We start from the raw sequence: 17,192 nt of genomic DNA on the forward strand, positions 1-17,192 counted from the left end.
TTCGGGTGCGCGGTGAGTCGGGCGCTGAACCCTCGAGATCACTCCTGATGAGCATCGTCGGATGAAGTCGATGGGTCGCATGTCGGCCATCGGGTGGTGTGACGTGCGACGTTTCGCCCCCGGGATATCGCGAATGTTTCGACATCGATGTCGACGTATGCGGGAGGTATTGACGTCACTCACCGGCTCTCTATCATTCAGGCTGCTCGATACTTCGACAGGGGTTCGATATACCGAACGCCTGTCATGCTCCTGCCAATCTCCGTGCTCTCTTCGTCTCGAGGTTGAGGAAGTCCCCATGCTCAGAGGAAGTTTCAGTCGCAGACGTCCGTCTGTGGCACTCGCCGCCGTGGTCGCGGCCCTGACCGCGTTGGCGGCGATGCTCGTCGCCACCGCCCCGGCCCGGGCGGCTGACAGCGGCGCCTTGCGCGGTGTCGGTTCGGGCCGGTGTCTCGATGTGGTGGGCGCCGAGCAGACCAACGGCACGTACCTGCAGATCTACGACTGCTGGGGCGGGACCAACCAGCAGTGGACGCTGACGGATTCCAGCCAGTTGACCGTGTACGGCAACAAGTGCCTGGACGTCCCGGACCACGCCACCACGGCCGGTACCCGGGTGCAGATCTGGAGCTGCAGCGGTGCCGCGAACCAGCAGTGGCGGGTGAACTCCGACGGCACGGTCGTCGGCGTGGAGTCCGGGCTGTGCCTGGACGTGAAGGACAACGGTACGGCCAACGGCGCGGCGGTGCAGCTGTGGACGTGCAACGGCGGCAGCAACCAGAAGTGGACCGGTCTGACCGGGACGCCGCCGACGGACGGCACGTGCGCCCTCCCGTCGACGTACCGGTGGTCCTCGACGGGTGTCCTGGCCCAGCCGGCGAACGGATGGGCCGCGGTGAAGGACTTCACCACCGTGACGCACAACGGCAGGCACCTGGTCTACGCGTCGAACGTGTCGGGGTCGTCGTACGGCTCGATGATGTTCAGTCCCTTCACGAACTGGTCGGACATGGCATCGGCCGGCCAGACCGGGATGAGCCAGGCCGCGGTGGCGCCCACGCTGTTCTACTTCGCGCCCAAGAACATCTGGGTGCTGGCGTACCAGTGGGGTGCGTGGCCCTTCATCTACCGCACGTCGAGCGACCCCACCAACCCCAACGGCTGGTCCGCGCCGCAGCCGCTGTTCACCGGGAGCATCTCCGGCTCCGACACCGGGCCGATCGACCAGACGCTGATCGCCGACGGCCAGAACATGTACCTGTTCTTCGCCGGTGACAACGGCAAGATCTACCGGGCGAGCATGCCGATCGGGAACTTCCCGGGGAACTTCGGCTCCTCGTACACGACGATCATGAGCGACACGAAGGCCAACCTGTTCGAGGGCGTACAGGTCTACAAGGTCAAGGGCCAGAACCAGTACCTCATGATCGTCGAGGCGATGGGGGCGAACGGGCGCTACTTCCGTTCCTTCACAGCCTCCAGCCTGAACGGGTCGTGGACCCCGCAGGCCGCCAGTGAGAGCAACCCCTTCGCGGGCCGGGCCAACAGCGGCGCCACCTGGACCAACGACATCAGCCACGGTGACCTGGTCCGCGACAACCCCGACCAGACGATGACCATCGACCCCTGCAACCTGCAGTTCCTCTACCAGGGCAAGGACCCCGCGGCGGGCGGCGAGTACAACCGGCTGCCGTGGCGGCCGGGCGTCCTCACCCTCCGGCGCTGACCCTCGGCGTCCACGGTGGGAGGCACCCCGGCCGGCCGCCCGGCCGGGGTGCCTCCCACCCCGCGGTGAGCAGGGCGTGGACGAGGGCCGGCAGGGCCATGCCGGTGTGCGGGGCGCGCCCCGACGGCCCGGGCGCGGTGGTCATGTCGGCCGAGCCCGCGGCCCGTGCGGAGGCTGGACCCGCTCGGTGGTGGCAGGCCTCTCACAGGGTGCGGGGGTTCGCAGTGCCACGACGGCCACGTCGTCGTCGCCGTCGGCGGCGGGGACCGTTGCCAGGAGCGCGTCGCAGAAGTCGTCCAGTGGCAGCCGTGCCGCGTCGATGGCGTGTCGGCGCAGCCGTTCGAGGCTGACGTCGATGTCCTCGTCGCGCCGCTCGACGAGTCCGTCGGTGTACAGCAGCAGTGTGGAACCTGTGGGCAGGGTTTCGGCCGCGCTGACGTAGTGGGGGTCCGGGACGAGGCCGAGGAGCGGGTCCTGGGCCTCGGTGAGGAAGCGGGCGGTGCCGTCGGCCCCGACGAGGAGGGGTGGCGGGTGCCCGGCCACCGAGTAGTGGAACGTGAAGAGGCCGGTGGCCTCCCGCTCCACGCGGCCGAGGATGCAGGTCGCCGTGCACTCGAGATACAGGGTCTGCACGGACAGGTCCAGGCGGCGCAGGACGTCGCCGGTGGATTCCCGGCGGTCCAGGGCGAGCCCGCGCAGCATGTTGCGCAGCTGGCTCATGTTGACCGCTGCGGGCAGGTCGTGCCCGGTGACGTCTCCGACGGTGAGCACGAGGGTTCCGTCGGTCGGCGAGAAGGAGTCGTACCAGTCCCCGCCGACCTCGGCCGCGGCGTTGCTGGGCCGGTAGCGGACGGCGAGCTCCAGGTCGGGCAGGTCCGGTGGGTCGGTGAGCAGGCTGCGCTGGAGGGCCAGTGCCACCTGTTTGGTGCGCTGGTACTCCAGGGCGCTGCGGAGCGGTGCGTGGGCCTGCTTCAGGACAAGCCTCAGGAGTTCGCTCTCCGGTCGGCCCAGGGGCGGGCGGTTCCCGCTCACGGAGGCCGTGACCAGGGCCGCGACCGTTCCTTCGACGACGACGGGCAGCAGGATCACGCTGTTCGCTCCGGCCGCCAGCCAGGGCTCCTCACCCGACGGGGCGAGCTGGGGCGGGGGCGAACCGGGCGGGAAGACGGCGTGGACGGGAGCACGTTGCTCGACGGCGCGTGCCAGGGGACTGCCGGGGCTCAGGTGCTCCTCCCGGTGCGGTGGCAGCTCGGGCAGGTCCGGCCGGGTGGTGGCGGCGACGCGTTCGGCCGACCGGGTACCGCCCGGGTGGGGCAGTGCCTGGGGGAGGAGGTAGACGGTGCAGCTGTCGGCCACGGCGGGCACGATCACACGGGTGAGAGCGAGGAGCATCTCCTCCAGCCGCATGATCCCGGCGCTGGCGGCACTGGCACGGGCCAGAAGCTCCTCGCGGCGTGTCTCCTGCCACTCCTGCTCGACGTCCCGGCAGGTGCCCACCCACTCCAGCACCTCGTCGCCGTCGATGACGGGCGCGGCCTCGACGGAGACGCGCCGGAAGCTCCCGTCGACCGTGCGCACCCGGTAGGAGACGGTGAACCGGGGCGGCACCTCGGCGAGCGCCCGGTACCAGTCCCGCAGGACCGGCTCCCGGTCGTCGGGGTGGATGACCTCCGCCCAACCGTCGCCCCGGTACTCCTCCCAGCGCTGCCCCGTCATCTGCTCCCAGCCGGGGCTGCGCTCGACGACCCCGCCGCGGGGGGCCATCACCCAGATCACCTGCGAACCGGCGGCGGTGACCAGGCCGGCGTACCGCAGCAAGGCGCGTCGGCGTTCCTCGGCCACGATGCGGATCCGCTCCGCCTCGGTCATCTGTTCGGTCATCTCCAGCCACACCCCGAGGATCCCGGGCGTTCCGTCGGCCGAGGTCAGCCGCGACACACTGCAGCCGGCGTATGACGGCCGCTTCTCGGTTCCGGAACCGGTGAGGGCGGCGGGAGCGGCCGTGAGCACCTCGGCACGGCCGGTGGCCAGCACCCGGTCGAGGGTGTCGAAGTACGCGGTCCGGGCCAGATCGGGGAACGCCTCGCGCACCGGCGTGCCCAGGGGGCGGTCGCCGAACATGTTCCGGTGGGACGGGTTGGTGTAGGCGATCCGGTGTTCGGGTCCGTGCGTGATGACGACGGCCGTGAGCGCCGCGTCGAAGGCGTCGAGACCGATGGTCCTCAGGGGCCCGTCCTGGCTCATGTGCACCACCGATACCGGTTGGTCACCAGCCTCGCCGTCGGTTCCGACGGGAGTGGGTCCTCCGATGGTCCCACAACGCGGCCGACCGGGGCGCGGCGAAACCGGGCTGAACCCGTCCATCATGGTCATGTCGACCGTGACGGGCTCCCTCCCGGCCCCCGGGCTCGAGCCGTCCCTCGGTGCGGGTCGTCCGCGCCCTTGGGCATCGGCCGGACCGGACGGGAGGGTTCAGTGCTGGAAGGCGAGGAGCTTGGCGATGCCGTTGCGCTGGATCTCGGAGGTTCCGGTCAGTACGCGGAACATGCGGATCTTGCGGAACAGGTACTCCACCTCGTTGCCCTGGGTGAGCCCCTCCTTGCCGTGGATCTGCACGGCCTGGTCGAGGATGCGGAAGGCGGACTCGCCGACGAACAGCTTGCACATGAACGCCTCGGCCGGGACCTCCCGGCCCTGGTCGAGGGCGGTGAGCGCGGCGTAGGTCATGGAGCGCGCGGCGTACAGCTCGGTGGCCATGTCGGCGACCTTGTGCTGGATGGCCTGGAGCATGAGCAGGGGCTGGCCGGCGACCTGGCGGGTGCGGGTCCGGTCCAGGGTGAGCCGGAGGGCGCGGCGGGTGGCGCCCAGCACGGTGGGGCAGTGCAGGAGGCGGTTGGTGGTGACCCGGCCCAGCGCGATGCGCATGCCCGCGCCCTCCTCGCCCAGGAGGTTCGCGGCGGGGACGTAGCAGTCGTCGAGGACGACGTCGCTCTCGATGTGCTCGCCGGACATCGGCGTCGCGCCGTCCTCGACGCGGCAGCCGGGGCTGTCGAGGTCCACGAGGAAGGCGGAGAAGCGGGGCTTGTCACCCTCCTGCTCGCCGGTCCCGGCCATCCGGGCGACGACGATCGCGAAGTCGGCGAAGGGGCCGGCGGAGGAGAACACCTTGTGCCCGGTCAGCCGGTAGCCGTCGCGGTCGCCGCCGGTGTCGCGCACGGCGACGGTGCGCATGGAGCGGACGTCGGACCCCGCGTCGGTCTCGGTGAGGGAGAAGCAGCAGGCCCGTTCGCCGCGGATCAGTGGCCGCAGGTAGGTGTCCAGCTGGTACGGGGTGGCGTGCTTGAGGATGTCGCCGGCGCGCAGCGGCCCGCCCATGTCGCCCAGCACGCAGTGGGACAGGACGCGTCCGGAGGCGCCCACCTCCTCCTTGAGAGCGGCCAGTTGGGTGTACGTGAGGTTCTGGCCGCCGTACTCCTCGGGCAGGTGGATGCCGTAGAAGCCCAGTTCGCGGCTGCGCCGCCAGACCGGTTCGAGGTCGGCGCGGGTGAGGCGGGTGGCGCGGGTGATGCCGCGGTCGCGCTCGTAGTCGGCCAGCTCGCCGTCCAGGTAGTCGCGCAGGCGCTCGACCAGTTCGGCGGTGCGCGGGTCGTCGTAAGCGGGGTGGAGGGAGAAGGTCACTGCGTAACTCCTGTGAGAGATGAATCAGTTGACGCGGCGGGTGGCGTCGGCCCAGTACGGTTCGCGGACGGCCTTGCGGTCGAGCTTGCCGTTGCGGTTGTGGGGGAGCGAGGCCGTGAACTCGACGGAGCGCGGCTTCTTGAAGCGGTCCAGGCGGTCGGCGCAGAAGGCGATCAGCTCGTCGGCGGTGGCCTCGGACCCGGCACGGCGGACCACGACGGCCTTGACGGCCTCGCCCCACTGCTCGTCCGGGACGCCGACGACACACGCCTCCTGGACGGCGGGGTGCTCGTAGAGGGCGGCCTCGACCTCGGTGCAGTAGATGTTGAAGCCGCCCGAGATGATCATGTCCTTCTTGCGGTCGACGAGGAAGAGGTAGCCGTCCTCCCGCATCCACGCCAGGTCGCCGGTGTGCACCCAGCCGTCGCGGAACGTCTCGGCCGACAGCTCCGGCTCCCGCCAGTACTCCCGTACGCAGTCGGGTCCGCGCACGATGACCTCGCCGACCTCGCGCGGGGCCAGCTCCCGGCCCGCCTCGTCGACGACGCGCAGTTCGGTGTCGTACATCGCCCGGCCGCACGACTGGAGCAGCTCCGCGTCCTCCTTCACGGCGTGCGCGATCTCCGCGCCGCTCAGGCCCGCGACCACGCTGGTGGTCTCGCCGAGGCCGTAGCCCTGGGCGAGGACGGGGCCGAAGAACTCGACCGCGTCGCGCAGGCGCCGCGGGGAGATGGGCGCGCCGCCGACGCGCACGCTGGTGAGGGAGGAGAGGTCGTGGCCGGCGGCCCCGGGGTGGGCGAGGACCGTGTTCACCATGGCCGGCACGAGGAAGGTGGCGGTGATGCGTTCCCGCTCGACCGTCTCCAGGAAGGCCTTCGGGCTCCAGGCCGGCAGGACGTACGTCGTCGAGCCGCCGAAGACGCCCGCCAGCAGGCCCATTCCGGTGGCGTGGGTGATGGGGCCGCAGGCGAGGTAGCGGGTGCCGGGGCGGGGCCGGGACTCGTCGGACATCAGCAGCTTGCGCATGTTGGCGAGCCGGTTGCCGACGGTCTGCACGGCGGCCTTCAGGGCCCCGGTGGACCCGGAGGTGAAGTTCAGGACGCAGGGCGTGTCCTCGTCCACCTCCACCAAGCTCCCTGCGTCGTCGCCCTCTTGGAGGAGGGCCGGGTACGGGATCTCGTCCGGGCCCGGGTCCGCCGGTGCGTCCAGCGGTACGGGCAGGCAGCCGGTGCCGGACGCGGCGATGGCGGCGAGGGCGTCCTCGCGGTGGGCCGCGTCGAAGATCAGGGCGCGGACCGGGGCGTAGCGCAGGATGTGCTCCACCTCGCCCCGGCCGAGGCGTGCGTTGATCGGCGCGCGGGTCAACCCGGCCTTGTACAGGGCGAACTCCACCTCCACCAGCTCGCCGCGGTTCCAGGCGAGCGAGGCCACCGCGTCGCCGGGGCGCAGGCCGCGGGCGGAGAGGGCGGAGGCCAGACGGCCGGTCGCACGGTCCAGTTCCGCGAACGTCCAGGAACGGTCGCCGCAGACGAGGGCCGGGGATTCGGGCCAGTAGCGGGCACTGCGGGTCAGGTAGGTGCCGAGATTCATGGGGCCTGCTTCCGTGAACGAGGACGGAGACTTCTGGGCTTCTGGGTTTCTGGGCTTCTGCGCTGAGGGGCTGAGGGACTTCAGGAAGTTAACAATGAGGCTGTTTACATACAGAGTGTTCAATAACTTCTGGGGTGTCAAGAGTCTCCTACACTGGGCACCGCACCGGGCCGGACGACGGAGGAGGGGCTCATGGCCGAGGACAGACGGACGAGGCGGTCACGCCGTGCCCTGGGGGCGGCCCTGATCGAACTGGTCCTGGAGCGCGGCTTCACCGCGCTGACGGTGGAGGACATCACCGAGCGGGCGGACGTGGCCCGCGCCACCTTCTACGCCCACTTCCGGGACAAGGAGGACCTGTTCGCCCGCGTGACGGCCGACCTGCTGGCCGGGCTCTCCGAGCGGCTGGCCCCGGCGGTCGCCGACAGCGCGGTCGGCTTCACCGGCAAGCCGGTCCTGGAGATGCTGCGGCACGCGCGCGAGGAGCGCGACCTGTACCGGATCGTGCTGCGCGGCGAGGGCGACGGCAAGCCGCTCCAGATGTTCGCCGACGCCTGCGCACGCGCGACGGCCGAGGAGTTCCGCGCCCGAGCGGAGCGCAACGCCGTGGAGCCGCGCATCGACCCCGAGCTGCTCGCCCGGGTGTGGGTGGGCGAGCAGCTCGGCGTGCTGCGCTGGTGGGTGGAGCAGGAGACGCCGTCCCTGCCCGCCGAGGAGGTCGTGCGGATGCTGCTCGACCTGGCGATGCGCGGACGCTACTGGGCCAGCGGCTTCGAACCCTCCGCCTGAGGAGCCGGGTTCAGGCGCCGCGCGTCGCGCTCCGGCCGGATGGCGGCCAGGGCGAGGAGCCCGCAGACCAGCATGACGGCGGCGGACAGCAGGAAGGCGTGGGTGTAGCCGGCGCCGGGGGAGTCGGCGGAGTCCAGCAGGTGCCCGGTGACATAGGGGGCGACGAGGCCCGGGAGGGTGCCGGTCGCCGCGACGACGCCGAACACCGCCCCGCGCTGCACCGGCGGGACGACGGCGGACGCGGTCATGTAGTGCAGCGGGAAGACGATGGCGTGGCCGCCGAACGCCAGGCCGAGCAGGACGAGATGGGGCGCCGGGCCGTCGACGAACGGAAGGGCGGCCATGGCCAGGGCCGCCAGGAGCACCGCGATCCCCTGCGGGGCGCCGCTCGTCCAGCGGGCGGAGCGGCCTCGGCGGCGCAGCCGGTCCACCAGCGGCGGCACCGACAGCAGCAGCACCAGGCTGAACGCGGAGATCGCGCTGATCACGGCGGCGGCGCCGCCCGGCGTCAGTTCGAGCCGGGTGCGCAGGTAGACGGGCAGCCAGGCGTGGCTCAACGCCAGCGCCCAGGAAGCGCCGAACGCCCCGGCGATGCTGCCGAGCACCGTGCCGTTCAGCAGCAGGCGCCGGTACGGCAGCCGCTCCCGCGGGGCAGGGGCCGGGGTCGTGGCTGAGGCCGGGGCCGGGGCGAGGGCGCCGTCGCGGTCGTGCGGAGCGGGGGCGTGGTCACGCGGCGCGGGAGCGTGGTCGCGCGGTGCCCGGGTGCGGGTGCCCGGCGCGCTGTCCTCGCCGTAGGGGCCGTCGTGCCCCACCTTCCACCAGACCAGGCTCCACACCGTGCTCGTCACCGCGAGCACCACGAAGGCGGAGCGCCAGCCGAAGGCGGTGATCAGCCAGGTCACGACCGGCGCCGCGAACAGCGTGCCCAGGGCCGCACCGCTGATCTGCAGCGCCGACGGCAGGCCGCGCAGGTTCGCGGGGAACCACTTGTACAGGGCGTGCATCGACATCGAGGCCGCCGGGCCCTCCGCCGCGCCGAGCAGCACCCGCCCCGCCACCAGCGCGGGCACCGACGCCACGAACAGCACCGGCAGTTGGGCGACGGCCCAGACGACGGCCATCGTGAACAGCAGGACCCGGCTGGAGACGCGCGCCGACACGAAGCCGACGACCAGCCCGGACAGGCTGAACAGCAGGGCGAACGAGCTGGAGATCATCCCGTACGTGCTGTTGCTGATCTCCAGCTCGTCCATGATCGGCACGGCCGCCAGGCCCAGGACGGACTTGTCCGCGTAGTTGATCAGCATGAACGCCACGATCATCGCGGTGATCAGCCAGGCCCGTCGGCGGTCGAACGCCGGGCGGCGCGGTGGTGCCGTGACGGGCTCACGCGGCGGCGCGGGCGTGGACGGTTCGACCATGGGGCTCTCCTGCGGTTCTGGAGGAAGGACTCTGTCCCCCGATGTCGAACAGGTTGTACGTTAGCGGCGTCATTGTTCAAGACCCTGGAGTGGGGGAGTTGTCCATGAACGGCACGACGCGGCTGGGTGATCTCCGATGGACCCGCGGCTACACGGACCCCGCCTGGATCCGCCGCTTCACGTCCGCCGGCCGTGAACTGGCCCCCAGCCGCCGCGTGTGGCGCGGCCCGGAGCCCGCCCGTGCGCTGCCCGAGCGCCCCGTCGACCTGCACACGCCCGACATCGGGCCGGGCGGCGGCACCACCACGCTGGAGGACCTGTTCACCGCGGCCGAGACGGACGCGTTCCTGGTGCTGCACCGGGGCGCGGTCGTCCACGAGACGTACCGGCACGGCACCCGGGCGCACACCCCGCACTTCAACGCCTCGGCGGCCAAGTCGTACGTCGGACTGATGGCGGCGATCCTGGCCCACCAGGGTCTCCTGGACCGGTCGGCCCCCGTCCACGGCTACGTCCCCGACCTCGCGGGGACCGCCTTCGGCGACGCCACCGTCCAGGACCTGCTGCACATGGGCACCGAGGTCGCCTACGCGGGCCGGCCCTTCGACAAGGCGATGGAGGCCCAGCGGTACCACGCCGTCATCGCCCCGCAGCTGCGGCCGTTCGGCTACACCGGGCCCACCACCATCCGCGAACACCTGCTGACCGCCCGCGCCACCGGCCGGCCGGGCACCGGGTTCCGCTACGAGAACGGCAACGTCGAGGCGCTCGCCGAGGTTCTGCGCCGGGTCACCGGACTCACCACCTCCGCCCTGCTCAGCGAGCTGATCTGGTCGAAGATCGGCGCCGAGGAGGACGCCTACTACATCCTCGACGGCGAGGGCGTCGAGGCGGCCTGCGGCGGCTTCAGCGCCACGGCACGCGACGTCGCCCGCCTCGGCGAGATGCTGCGCCGCGGCGGGGCGGTGGGCGACCGGCAGGTGGTGCCCGAGGAGGTGGCGACGAGGATCGCCGCCGGTGTCCCCGACGGCTACCCCCGCCGGGTGCGGTTCCCCGCCGCGCCGCGCGACTCCCCGGCCACGCTCTCCTACCACGACCTGTGGTGGATCCCCAACGACCCCCACGGCTCCTACCTGGCCAGCGGCATCCACGGCCAGCGGCTGCTCGTCTCGCCCGGACTCGACATGGTCGCCGTCCACTTCGGCTCCCAGGTGGTCTCCCCGGCGGTCCCCGCCGTCCCGCTGCTCCAGGCCCTCCTGCGGATCGGCACCCGGCTCTGACCGATCGGCCCGGTCACCGCCCCCACCCCCTACCCCGGTAGCACCCCCACCTTGGCTCCCCGGTATGACGCCCGGCGCACGGGCGTCACCGCACTCTGCCTCCCGTCGCCCAGGGACCGCCGTACCGCCCGCGGACGGCGCCCGCACGGACAAGGAGGCAGAGATGACGACCCGACAGGAAGAGCTCGACACCGGTGCGCCGGCCGGCGCGACCGCGGCCGGGCGCCCATGACCACGAACGCGACCACGCCCACCCTCGCGCCACCGGCCCGCATCGGGAAGGCCGCGGTAGGGGCGCTCGGCCTGCTGGCGCTGTCCACCGGCGCCCTGGAGTCGGTGGTGTCGCCCACCATCCCGCTCCTGGAACGCGAACTGGACATGAGCCAGTCCGAGGGGGCGCTGCTCAGCATCGTCCTCCTCATCACCGGCGCGCTCGTCACCCCGCTGGCGGGCAAGTTCGGGGACCGCTACGGCGGGAAGCGGGTCCTGATCCTGCTGATGGCGGTGGTCTCGGCCGGCGGCACGGTGTCCGCCCTCGCCCCGAACCTGCCCGTCCTGCTGCTCGGCCAGGTACTCCAGGGCGCGATGGTCGGGGCGCTGCCCCTGTCGTTCATCGTGGTCCGCAAACACCTCCCCGCGGGCGAGTCCAAGGTGGCCATCGGCGTGGTCAGCGGCCTCTTCGTCGGTGGCGGCATGGTCGGCATGCTGTCGGCCGGGCCGGTGGCCGAACAGCTCTCCCGGCACTGGATGTTCGCCCTGCCCACGATGGCGGTCGTCGCGACCACGCTGCTCGTGCACCGGCTGATGCCGGCCGATCCGCCGGGCCGGACCGGCGGCGCCGGGATCGACTGGCCCGGCCTGCTGCTCCTGAGCGGGATGCTGGTCACGCTCATGCTCGTCCTCGCGCTGGCACCCGAGGCGGCCTCGCAGCCGCTCGTGCTCGCCGCCCTCGTGCTCGTGCTGGCCGCGTTTGTCACCGGCTGGGTACGGGTGGAACGGCGCGCCGCCTCGCCCATGATCGACCTGCGCATGCTGGCACGGCCCGCGATCTGGAAGGCCTGCGTGCTGACCTTCGTGATCTGCCTGGGCACCGCGATGGCCGTGTACCTCGTCCCCCAGCTCCTCGACGAGCGCGGCGACGGCTACGGCTTCGGGGCGAGCGCCACCGAGATCGGCCTCTTCCTGCTGCCCGGCGCCGTCGCCGCGACGCTGGCCGGACCCCTCGGCGGCATGGGGGACCGGCGTTTCGGCTCCCGGGCCGTCGTCACCACCGGCGTCGTCACGATGGCGGTCTCCCTGGTCGTCCTGGCGGCCGTGCACACCGAGGTCTGGCACCTCGTCGTCGGCAAGGCGCTGATCGCGCTGGCCAACGGGCTGTGCGTCACGGCGATGATGACCAGCACCGCCACCGCCGTCGACCGCGACGACACCGGCATCGCCACCAGCCTGATCCTGGTGAGCCGCGTCCTCGGCTACGCCGTCGGCGGCCAGCTCGGCGGCGCGCTGCTCACCGCCGCCACACCCTCCGGCTCGGACGTCGCCGCCGAATCGGCCTACGTCACCGGCTTCGTCATCGCCGGCGTCGTCACGACGCTGGCCCTCTTCGTCACCCGCACCATGCGCAAGGGAGTCACCGCATGACCCGCACCACGCCCCGACCCACGGCCCTCGTCTCGGGAGCCGCCATCGCCGGGCCCGCCCTGGCCTACTGGCTCAACCGCCACGGATACGCGGTCACCGTGGTCGAGAAGGCCCGCACCATCCGGAGCGGCGGCTACCCCATCGACGTACGCGGCGCCGCACTCGACGTGGTGGAGCGGATGGGGATCCTGCCGCAACTCCGCGACGCGCACGTCGACCTGCGCCGTCTCACCTTCCTCGACGCGGACGGCGGCGAGGTCGCCTCGCTCCACCCGCACGCCGTCACCGGCGGTACCACGGGGCGGGACCTGGAGATCCGCCGCGGCGACCTGACCGACGCGCTGTACATGGCCGTCCGGGACGACGTGGAGTTCCTGTTCGACGACTCCGTCGACACCCTCCACCAGTCCGGGCACGGAGTCGACGTCACCTTCCGCGGCGGTGGCAGCCGTACCTTCGACCTCGCCTTCGGCGCGGACGGCATGCACTCGCGCACCCGGGAGACGGTGTTCGGCCCGGAGGAGCGGTTCCGCCGGTATCTCGGCCACTGCTTCGCCGTGTTCACCATGCCCAACACCCTCGGCCTGTCCCACGAGACGGTCATGTGGAACACCCCGGGCAGGACCGCCGCGCTCTACGCCGTGGGGGACGACGACGAGGTCCACGCCTTCCTGAACTTCGCCCGGCCCGAACCGCCCCAGGACGCCTTCGGCGACCCGCAGGCCCAACGGGACCTGGTCGCCCAGGTGTTCGCCGACGCCGGATGGAAGGTCCCGGACATCCTGACGGCCCTGGACGACGCGGACGACCTGTTCTTCGACGCGGTGAGCCAGATCCGCATGCCCCGCTGGTCCAGCGGCCGGGTCGCGCTGGTGGGCGACGCCGCGCACGCACCCTCGTTCCTCACCGGCCAGGGCACCAGCCTCGCCCTCGTCGGCGCGTACCACCTGGCCGGTGCCCTGGCCGACGGGGACCACGAGGCGGGTTTCGCCGCGTACGAGCGCGGGGCGCGTGACCTCGTGACCCGCACTCAGGACCGGGTCGGCGAGGGTGGCGGCACGCTGTTCCCGACCACGCAAGAGGCCCTGGAGCGGCGCAACGAACGGCTGCGCGCGCTCAGCCGCCGATGAACCCCCGCCCACGCCTCGCCCGACACGCGGATCACGGGGCCGGGCGAGACGGTCTGGGCGGAGTACGAGGTTTCTGAGAATCCGGCCGCACCGGTGACGGCTTTGCCCGTTTCCTCCGCGTAGCGGTCCGGGACGGCCGCTCGGGGTTCTCAGAAAGCTCCCAGGATCTCTCCGGATCCGGTCAGGGAGGGCTGACAGCGTCACGCCCGGATGTTCTGTGAGCCCCGACCCGACTTGGAGCCCTTTCCGTGGCGACACTCCTCTCCCGGCTCGGCCGGTTCTCCTTCCGGCGGCGCCGGCTGGTCGCGCTGCTGTGGCTGGCCCTGCTGGTGGGGGCGGCGGTGCTGGCCGGGCGCGCTCCCGCCGCACCGCCGAACGACTTCTCCATGCCCGGCACCGAGGCCCAGCAGGCCTACGACCTGCTGGAGCAGAGCTTCCCCGAACTGAACGCCGACGGCGCCGCCGCCCGGGTCGTCTTCCGCGCCGAGGACGGCAAGGTCACCGATGCCGCGACGCGCGGCGCGATCGAGGACACGGTGCGGGCCCTCGGGGACGGGCCGCAGGTCGTACGGGTCACCGACCCCTTCGCCACCCGGTCCGTGAGCGAGGACGGCACCACCGCCTACGCCCAGGTCTCCTACGCCGTGTCCGCCGCCGAACTGGAGGAGGACTCCCGCACCGCGTTGCAGGAAACCGTCGAGCGGGCCGCGTCGCCCGAACTGTCCGTCGAGGCGGGCGGCAACGCCGTCAGTGCCATGCCGGGCGGGCACTCGTCGGAGGCGGTCGGGCTCGCGGTGGCCGCCGTGGTGCTCGTCGTCACCTTCGGCTCGCTGCTCGCGGCCGGTCTCCCGCTGCTGACCGCGCTGCTCGGTGTCGGCGTCGGCGCACTGGCCATCAAGGTGCTGGCCGCACCGTTGGGCCTCGGCGCCACGACGACCAGTCTCGCGGTGATGATCGGACTGGCCGTGGGCATCGACTACGCCCTGTTCGTCGTCTCGCGCTACCGGGCCGAACTCGCGCGCGGCCGGGACGGGACCCAGGCGGCGGGCCACGCCGTGGGCACCGCGGGTTCGGCGGTCGTGTTCGCCGGGCTCACCGTGGTCATCGCGCTGGCCGGTCTGTCCGTGGTGGGCATCCCGATGCTGACGCAGATGGGCCTCGCCGCGGCCGGCACCGTCGTCCTCGCCGTCCTGATCGCCGTCACCCTCGTCCCCGCGCTGCTCGGCGTGGTCGCGCTGCCCGCCGCTTCCCTGGAGACGGGACTGCCCGGCGACGACAGCAAGCCCGTCTCCACCACCCAGCGCCGCGCCTACGACCTGATCGCCGACGGTTTCGGGCCGGGCTACAACGGCCCCCTCACCGTCGTCGTCCAGGCCGGCGACACCGGCGACACCGGCGACACCGGCGACAGCGGCGACGGCGACGGCGGCGACCCCGGTGCCGCGCGGGCCGCCGAGGAGGTCGCCGGGCGGATCGACGGCCGCGACGACGTCAGCGCCGTCGGCCCGCCCCGGCTCAGCGCCTCCGGCGACACCGCCGTACTGAACGTCGTACCGGCCGCGTCGCCCGGCAGCACCGAGACCACCGACCTCGTCCACGCGCTGCGCGACCCGGAGTTCGAACGGGCGAGCGACGCAAGAGTGCTCGTCACCGGCACGACCGCGATGAACGCGGACGTCTCGCAGAAGCTGTCCGACGCGCTCCCGCCGTATCTGGCGCTGGTCGTCGGGCTGGCGTTCCTGCTGCTCATCGCCGTCTTCCGGTCCCTGCTCGTCCCGCTCAAGGCCGCCCTCGGATTCCTGCTGTCGGTGCTGGCCGGGCTCGGCGCGGTGGTCGCGGTCTTCCAGTGGGGGTGGCTGGGGTCCGTGCTCGGCGTCACGGAACCGGGGCCGATCGTGTCGATCATGCCCATCTTCATGGTCGGGGTCGTCTTCGGCCTCGCCATGGACTATGAGGTGTTCCTGGTGACCCGGATGCGCGAGGCGTACGTCCACGGGCGGTCGCCGAAGGAGTCGGTGGTCAGCGGGTTCGAGCACAGCGCGCGGGTGGTGACCGCCGCCGCCGTGGTCATGGTCTCGGTGTTCGCCGCGTTCCTCGGGTCCGAGGAGCAGATCCTCAAGACGATCGGCTTCGGACTCGCCGCCGCCGTCCTCTTCGACGCGTTCGTCGTCCGGATGACGCTCGTCCCGGCCGTCCTCGCCCTCCTGGGCCGGAGCGCCTGGTGGCTGCCCCGCCGGGTGGACCGGCTCGTGCCCGACCTCGACATCGAGGGCGAGCGGCTGGGACGGGGAGCGCACGGCGGTGACGACGCGGCGAGCGACGGCGAGTCCGTCGGGGCTGCCGCGGGCCGCCTCCCCGTCAACTGACATCCCACTTCTCTCGCCCCCCCGTGCACAGGAGCCTCCTCATGCCCGCAGTGACTCCCTGCCCGCGCCCGCCCTCCCCGCCCGCCTGGCGCCACGTCCTCGAAGGCGCCCTCGCCGTCGTGGCCGCCCTCGGCACCATGGCCGCCACGGCCTGGGCCGCCCTGACCCTCCTCGGTGCCGACGGCGTCGCACCGGTCTCCCGGCTGGTGCCGACGCTGGTGAGCACGGCCGTCGGCGGCGGCGTCACCCTGGAGTCGGCCGCCGAGCCCGGCGGCTCCGCGGGCGGCGGGGGCCTCGCCGGGCTGTTCGGCGGGGGCGACGGCGGCCTGAGCATCGCGCTGGCGGGCCGGGCGACGCTGACACCCCTGACCCTGTCCTTCCTGGGCGCGGCGGTACTGGCGCTCGTGTTCTTCCGGCCGCTGCGCCGCCGGGCCCGGCCCGCCCCGGCGATGCTGTGGGCGCGGTGCGCCGGCGCGCTGGTGACCTCGGCGGCGGCCCTGCCGGTGTGCGCCGTCCTGGCGACGGGCACCGCACGGCTGCCGCAGAGCCTGAAGGACCGGATGGGCGAGCGCGCCGGGTCGGGCGGGTTCGGCGGGTTCGGCGGGTTCGGAGGATTCGGGGGAGGCGGTGGCGGTGGCGGTGGTCTCGCCTCCGAGCTGTCCTCGGTCGGATTCCGGACCGACGTCGTCGGCACCGCCTTCCCCGGCGTTCTCGGTGTGGCCGCCGTCCTCGCGGTCGGCTGCCTCGCCGCACGCCGGACGGCACTGCCCCGCCCCCTCGCCCTGAGCGGACTGCGGACCAAGTGGAACGCCGTCCTTTCCACCCTGACCGGGACCGCGGCCGTGCTGTGCTGCGCCGCCCTGGCCGTCGCCGTCCTCGCCGGTGCCGCGGCCCTGACCGGACGGGGCCGCGGCGCGGAGGTCGCGGGGGTGCTGCTGCTCGCCGGGCCCAACCTGATCGCCGCGGTGCTCACCGCCGGTACCGGCACGTCCTGGCAGGCCGGGGTGGGACGGACCCGGCCCGAGGGCGGCGGGATGCTCGGCATGCTCGGCGCCGGGCAGCAGGACGGCACGTCGGGCGCGGACCGGTCGGTGGATCTCGGCCACTGGGCGGGCGCGGGCGTGCCGCTGTGGGCGATGGGACTGCTGCTCGCGGTGCTCCTGCTGACGGCCGCCGGGTACGTCGCCGCCGCCCGGACCCCGGCCCGCACCCCGCGTCAGGACGCCGACTCCCTGCTGGACCGCCACGCGGACACCGCCCTGCGCATGGGCGTCGCGGCCGGCGTCGCGACGTTCGTGCTCCCTTACCTCGCGCGCGGTTCGCTGCGGATGGGCGTCAGTCTCATGGGCCGGGAGATGGGCGGCCTGGACGCGGGCCTCGACACCGGCCCCGGGCTGTCCGCCCTCACCGCGTTCGTCGTGGCCGCCCTCGCCGCCTACGCCGGAAGCCGTCTGCAGGGGCGGCGGGCACGGCGTCGCGCACGGGCGCAGGAGACGACCGGCGGCACGCCCGCGCACGGGCGCCGCGCCCTCACGTCCGACTCGGCCTCCTGAGAAGCCGTGTGTTCTCCT

Annotated in this window: 11 protein-coding genes; 7 read left to right on the forward strand and 4 right to left on the reverse strand. The window is 72.7% G+C overall.

Annotated elements, in window-relative coordinates; translation table 11 throughout:
* Positions 1-298: 298 nt before the first annotated feature.
* Complete coding sequence (locus tag Sco07f_RS09425) at positions 299-1,726, forward strand: non-reducing end alpha-L-arabinofuranosidase family hydrolase (RefSeq protein WP_087789257.1); 1,428 nt, start codon at positions 299-301, stop codon at positions 1,724-1,726.
* Positions 1,727-1,867: 141 nt separating this feature from the next.
* Here Sco07f_RS09425 and Sco07f_RS09430 read toward each other — a convergent pair whose 3' ends face one another.
* The 3 genes from Sco07f_RS09430 to Sco07f_RS09440 all read right to left on the reverse strand — a co-directional run bounded on the left by Sco07f_RS09430 (position 1,868) and on the right by Sco07f_RS09440 (position 6,994).
* A complete protein-coding gene (locus Sco07f_RS09430) occupies positions 1,868-3,970 on the reverse strand; it encodes a SpoIIE family protein phosphatase (protein ID WP_244942016.1) in 2,103 nt (700 codons plus the stop codon).
* Between the two features lie 228 nt (positions 3,971-4,198).
* Positions 4,199-5,404, reverse strand: coding sequence for an acyl-CoA dehydrogenase family protein (locus tag Sco07f_RS09435; protein ID WP_108987538.1), 1,206 nt, complete (start codon positions 5,402-5,404; stop codon positions 4,199-4,201).
* Between the two features lie 24 nt (positions 5,405-5,428).
* A complete protein-coding gene (locus Sco07f_RS09440; protein ID WP_108987539.1) occupies positions 5,429-6,994 on the reverse strand; it encodes a class I adenylate-forming enzyme family protein in 1,566 nt (521 codons plus the stop codon).
* A gap of 192 nt (positions 6,995-7,186) precedes the next feature.
* On the opposite strand from Sco07f_RS09440, the gene Sco07f_RS09445 reads away from it, so the two are divergent.
* On the forward strand, positions 7,187-7,783 hold the full coding sequence (locus Sco07f_RS09445; RefSeq protein WP_054102264.1) for a TetR/AcrR family transcriptional regulator: 597 nt from the start codon (positions 7,187-7,189) through the stop codon (positions 7,781-7,783).
* On the opposite strand, the gene Sco07f_RS09450 is transcribed toward Sco07f_RS09445, so the two are convergent.
* Positions 7,750-9,204 (reverse strand): MFS transporter, encoded by a 1,455-nt coding sequence (locus Sco07f_RS09450; RefSeq protein ID WP_108987540.1) that lies wholly within the window; start codon positions 9,202-9,204, stop codon positions 7,750-7,752. The genes Sco07f_RS09445 and Sco07f_RS09450 overlap by 34 nt on opposite strands.
* Before the next feature lie 104 nt (positions 9,205-9,308).
* Here Sco07f_RS09450 and Sco07f_RS09455 point away from each other — a divergent pair, with 104 nt between their 5' ends.
* The 5 genes from Sco07f_RS09455 to Sco07f_RS09475 all read left to right on the forward strand — a co-directional run bounded on the left by Sco07f_RS09455 (position 9,309) and on the right by Sco07f_RS09475 (position 17,174).
* Positions 9,309-10,484, forward strand: coding sequence for a serine hydrolase domain-containing protein (locus tag Sco07f_RS09455; RefSeq protein WP_108987541.1), 1,176 nt, complete (start codon positions 9,309-9,311; stop codon positions 10,482-10,484).
* A gap of 228 nt (positions 10,485-10,712) precedes the next feature.
* On the forward strand, positions 10,713-12,125 hold the full coding sequence (locus Sco07f_RS09460; RefSeq protein ID WP_054102267.1) for an MFS transporter: 1,413 nt from the start codon (positions 10,713-10,715) through the stop codon (positions 12,123-12,125).
* Positions 12,122-13,255, forward strand: coding sequence for an FAD-dependent monooxygenase (locus Sco07f_RS09465; protein WP_108987542.1), 1,134 nt, complete (start codon positions 12,122-12,124; stop codon positions 13,253-13,255). The genes Sco07f_RS09460 and Sco07f_RS09465 overlap by 4 nt, the downstream gene beginning before the upstream one ends.
* 248 nt (positions 13,256-13,503) lie before the next feature.
* On the forward strand, positions 13,504-15,621 hold the full coding sequence (locus tag Sco07f_RS09470; protein ID WP_108987543.1) for an MMPL family transporter: 2,118 nt from the start codon (positions 13,504-13,506) through the stop codon (positions 15,619-15,621).
* Between the two features lie 41 nt (positions 15,622-15,662).
* Positions 15,663-17,174 carry a streptophobe family protein gene (locus tag Sco07f_RS09475; RefSeq protein WP_108987544.1) on the forward strand — a complete coding sequence of 504 codons (1,512 nt, stop codon included), beginning with the start codon at positions 15,663-15,665 and terminating at the stop codon, positions 17,172-17,174.
* The last annotated feature ends 18 nt before the right edge of the window (positions 17,175-17,192 follow it).

The organism is Streptomyces coelicoflavus, from assembly GCF_003112555.1.
GTDB lineage: Bacteria > Actinomycetota > Actinomycetes > Streptomycetales > Streptomycetaceae > Streptomyces > Streptomyces coelicoflavus.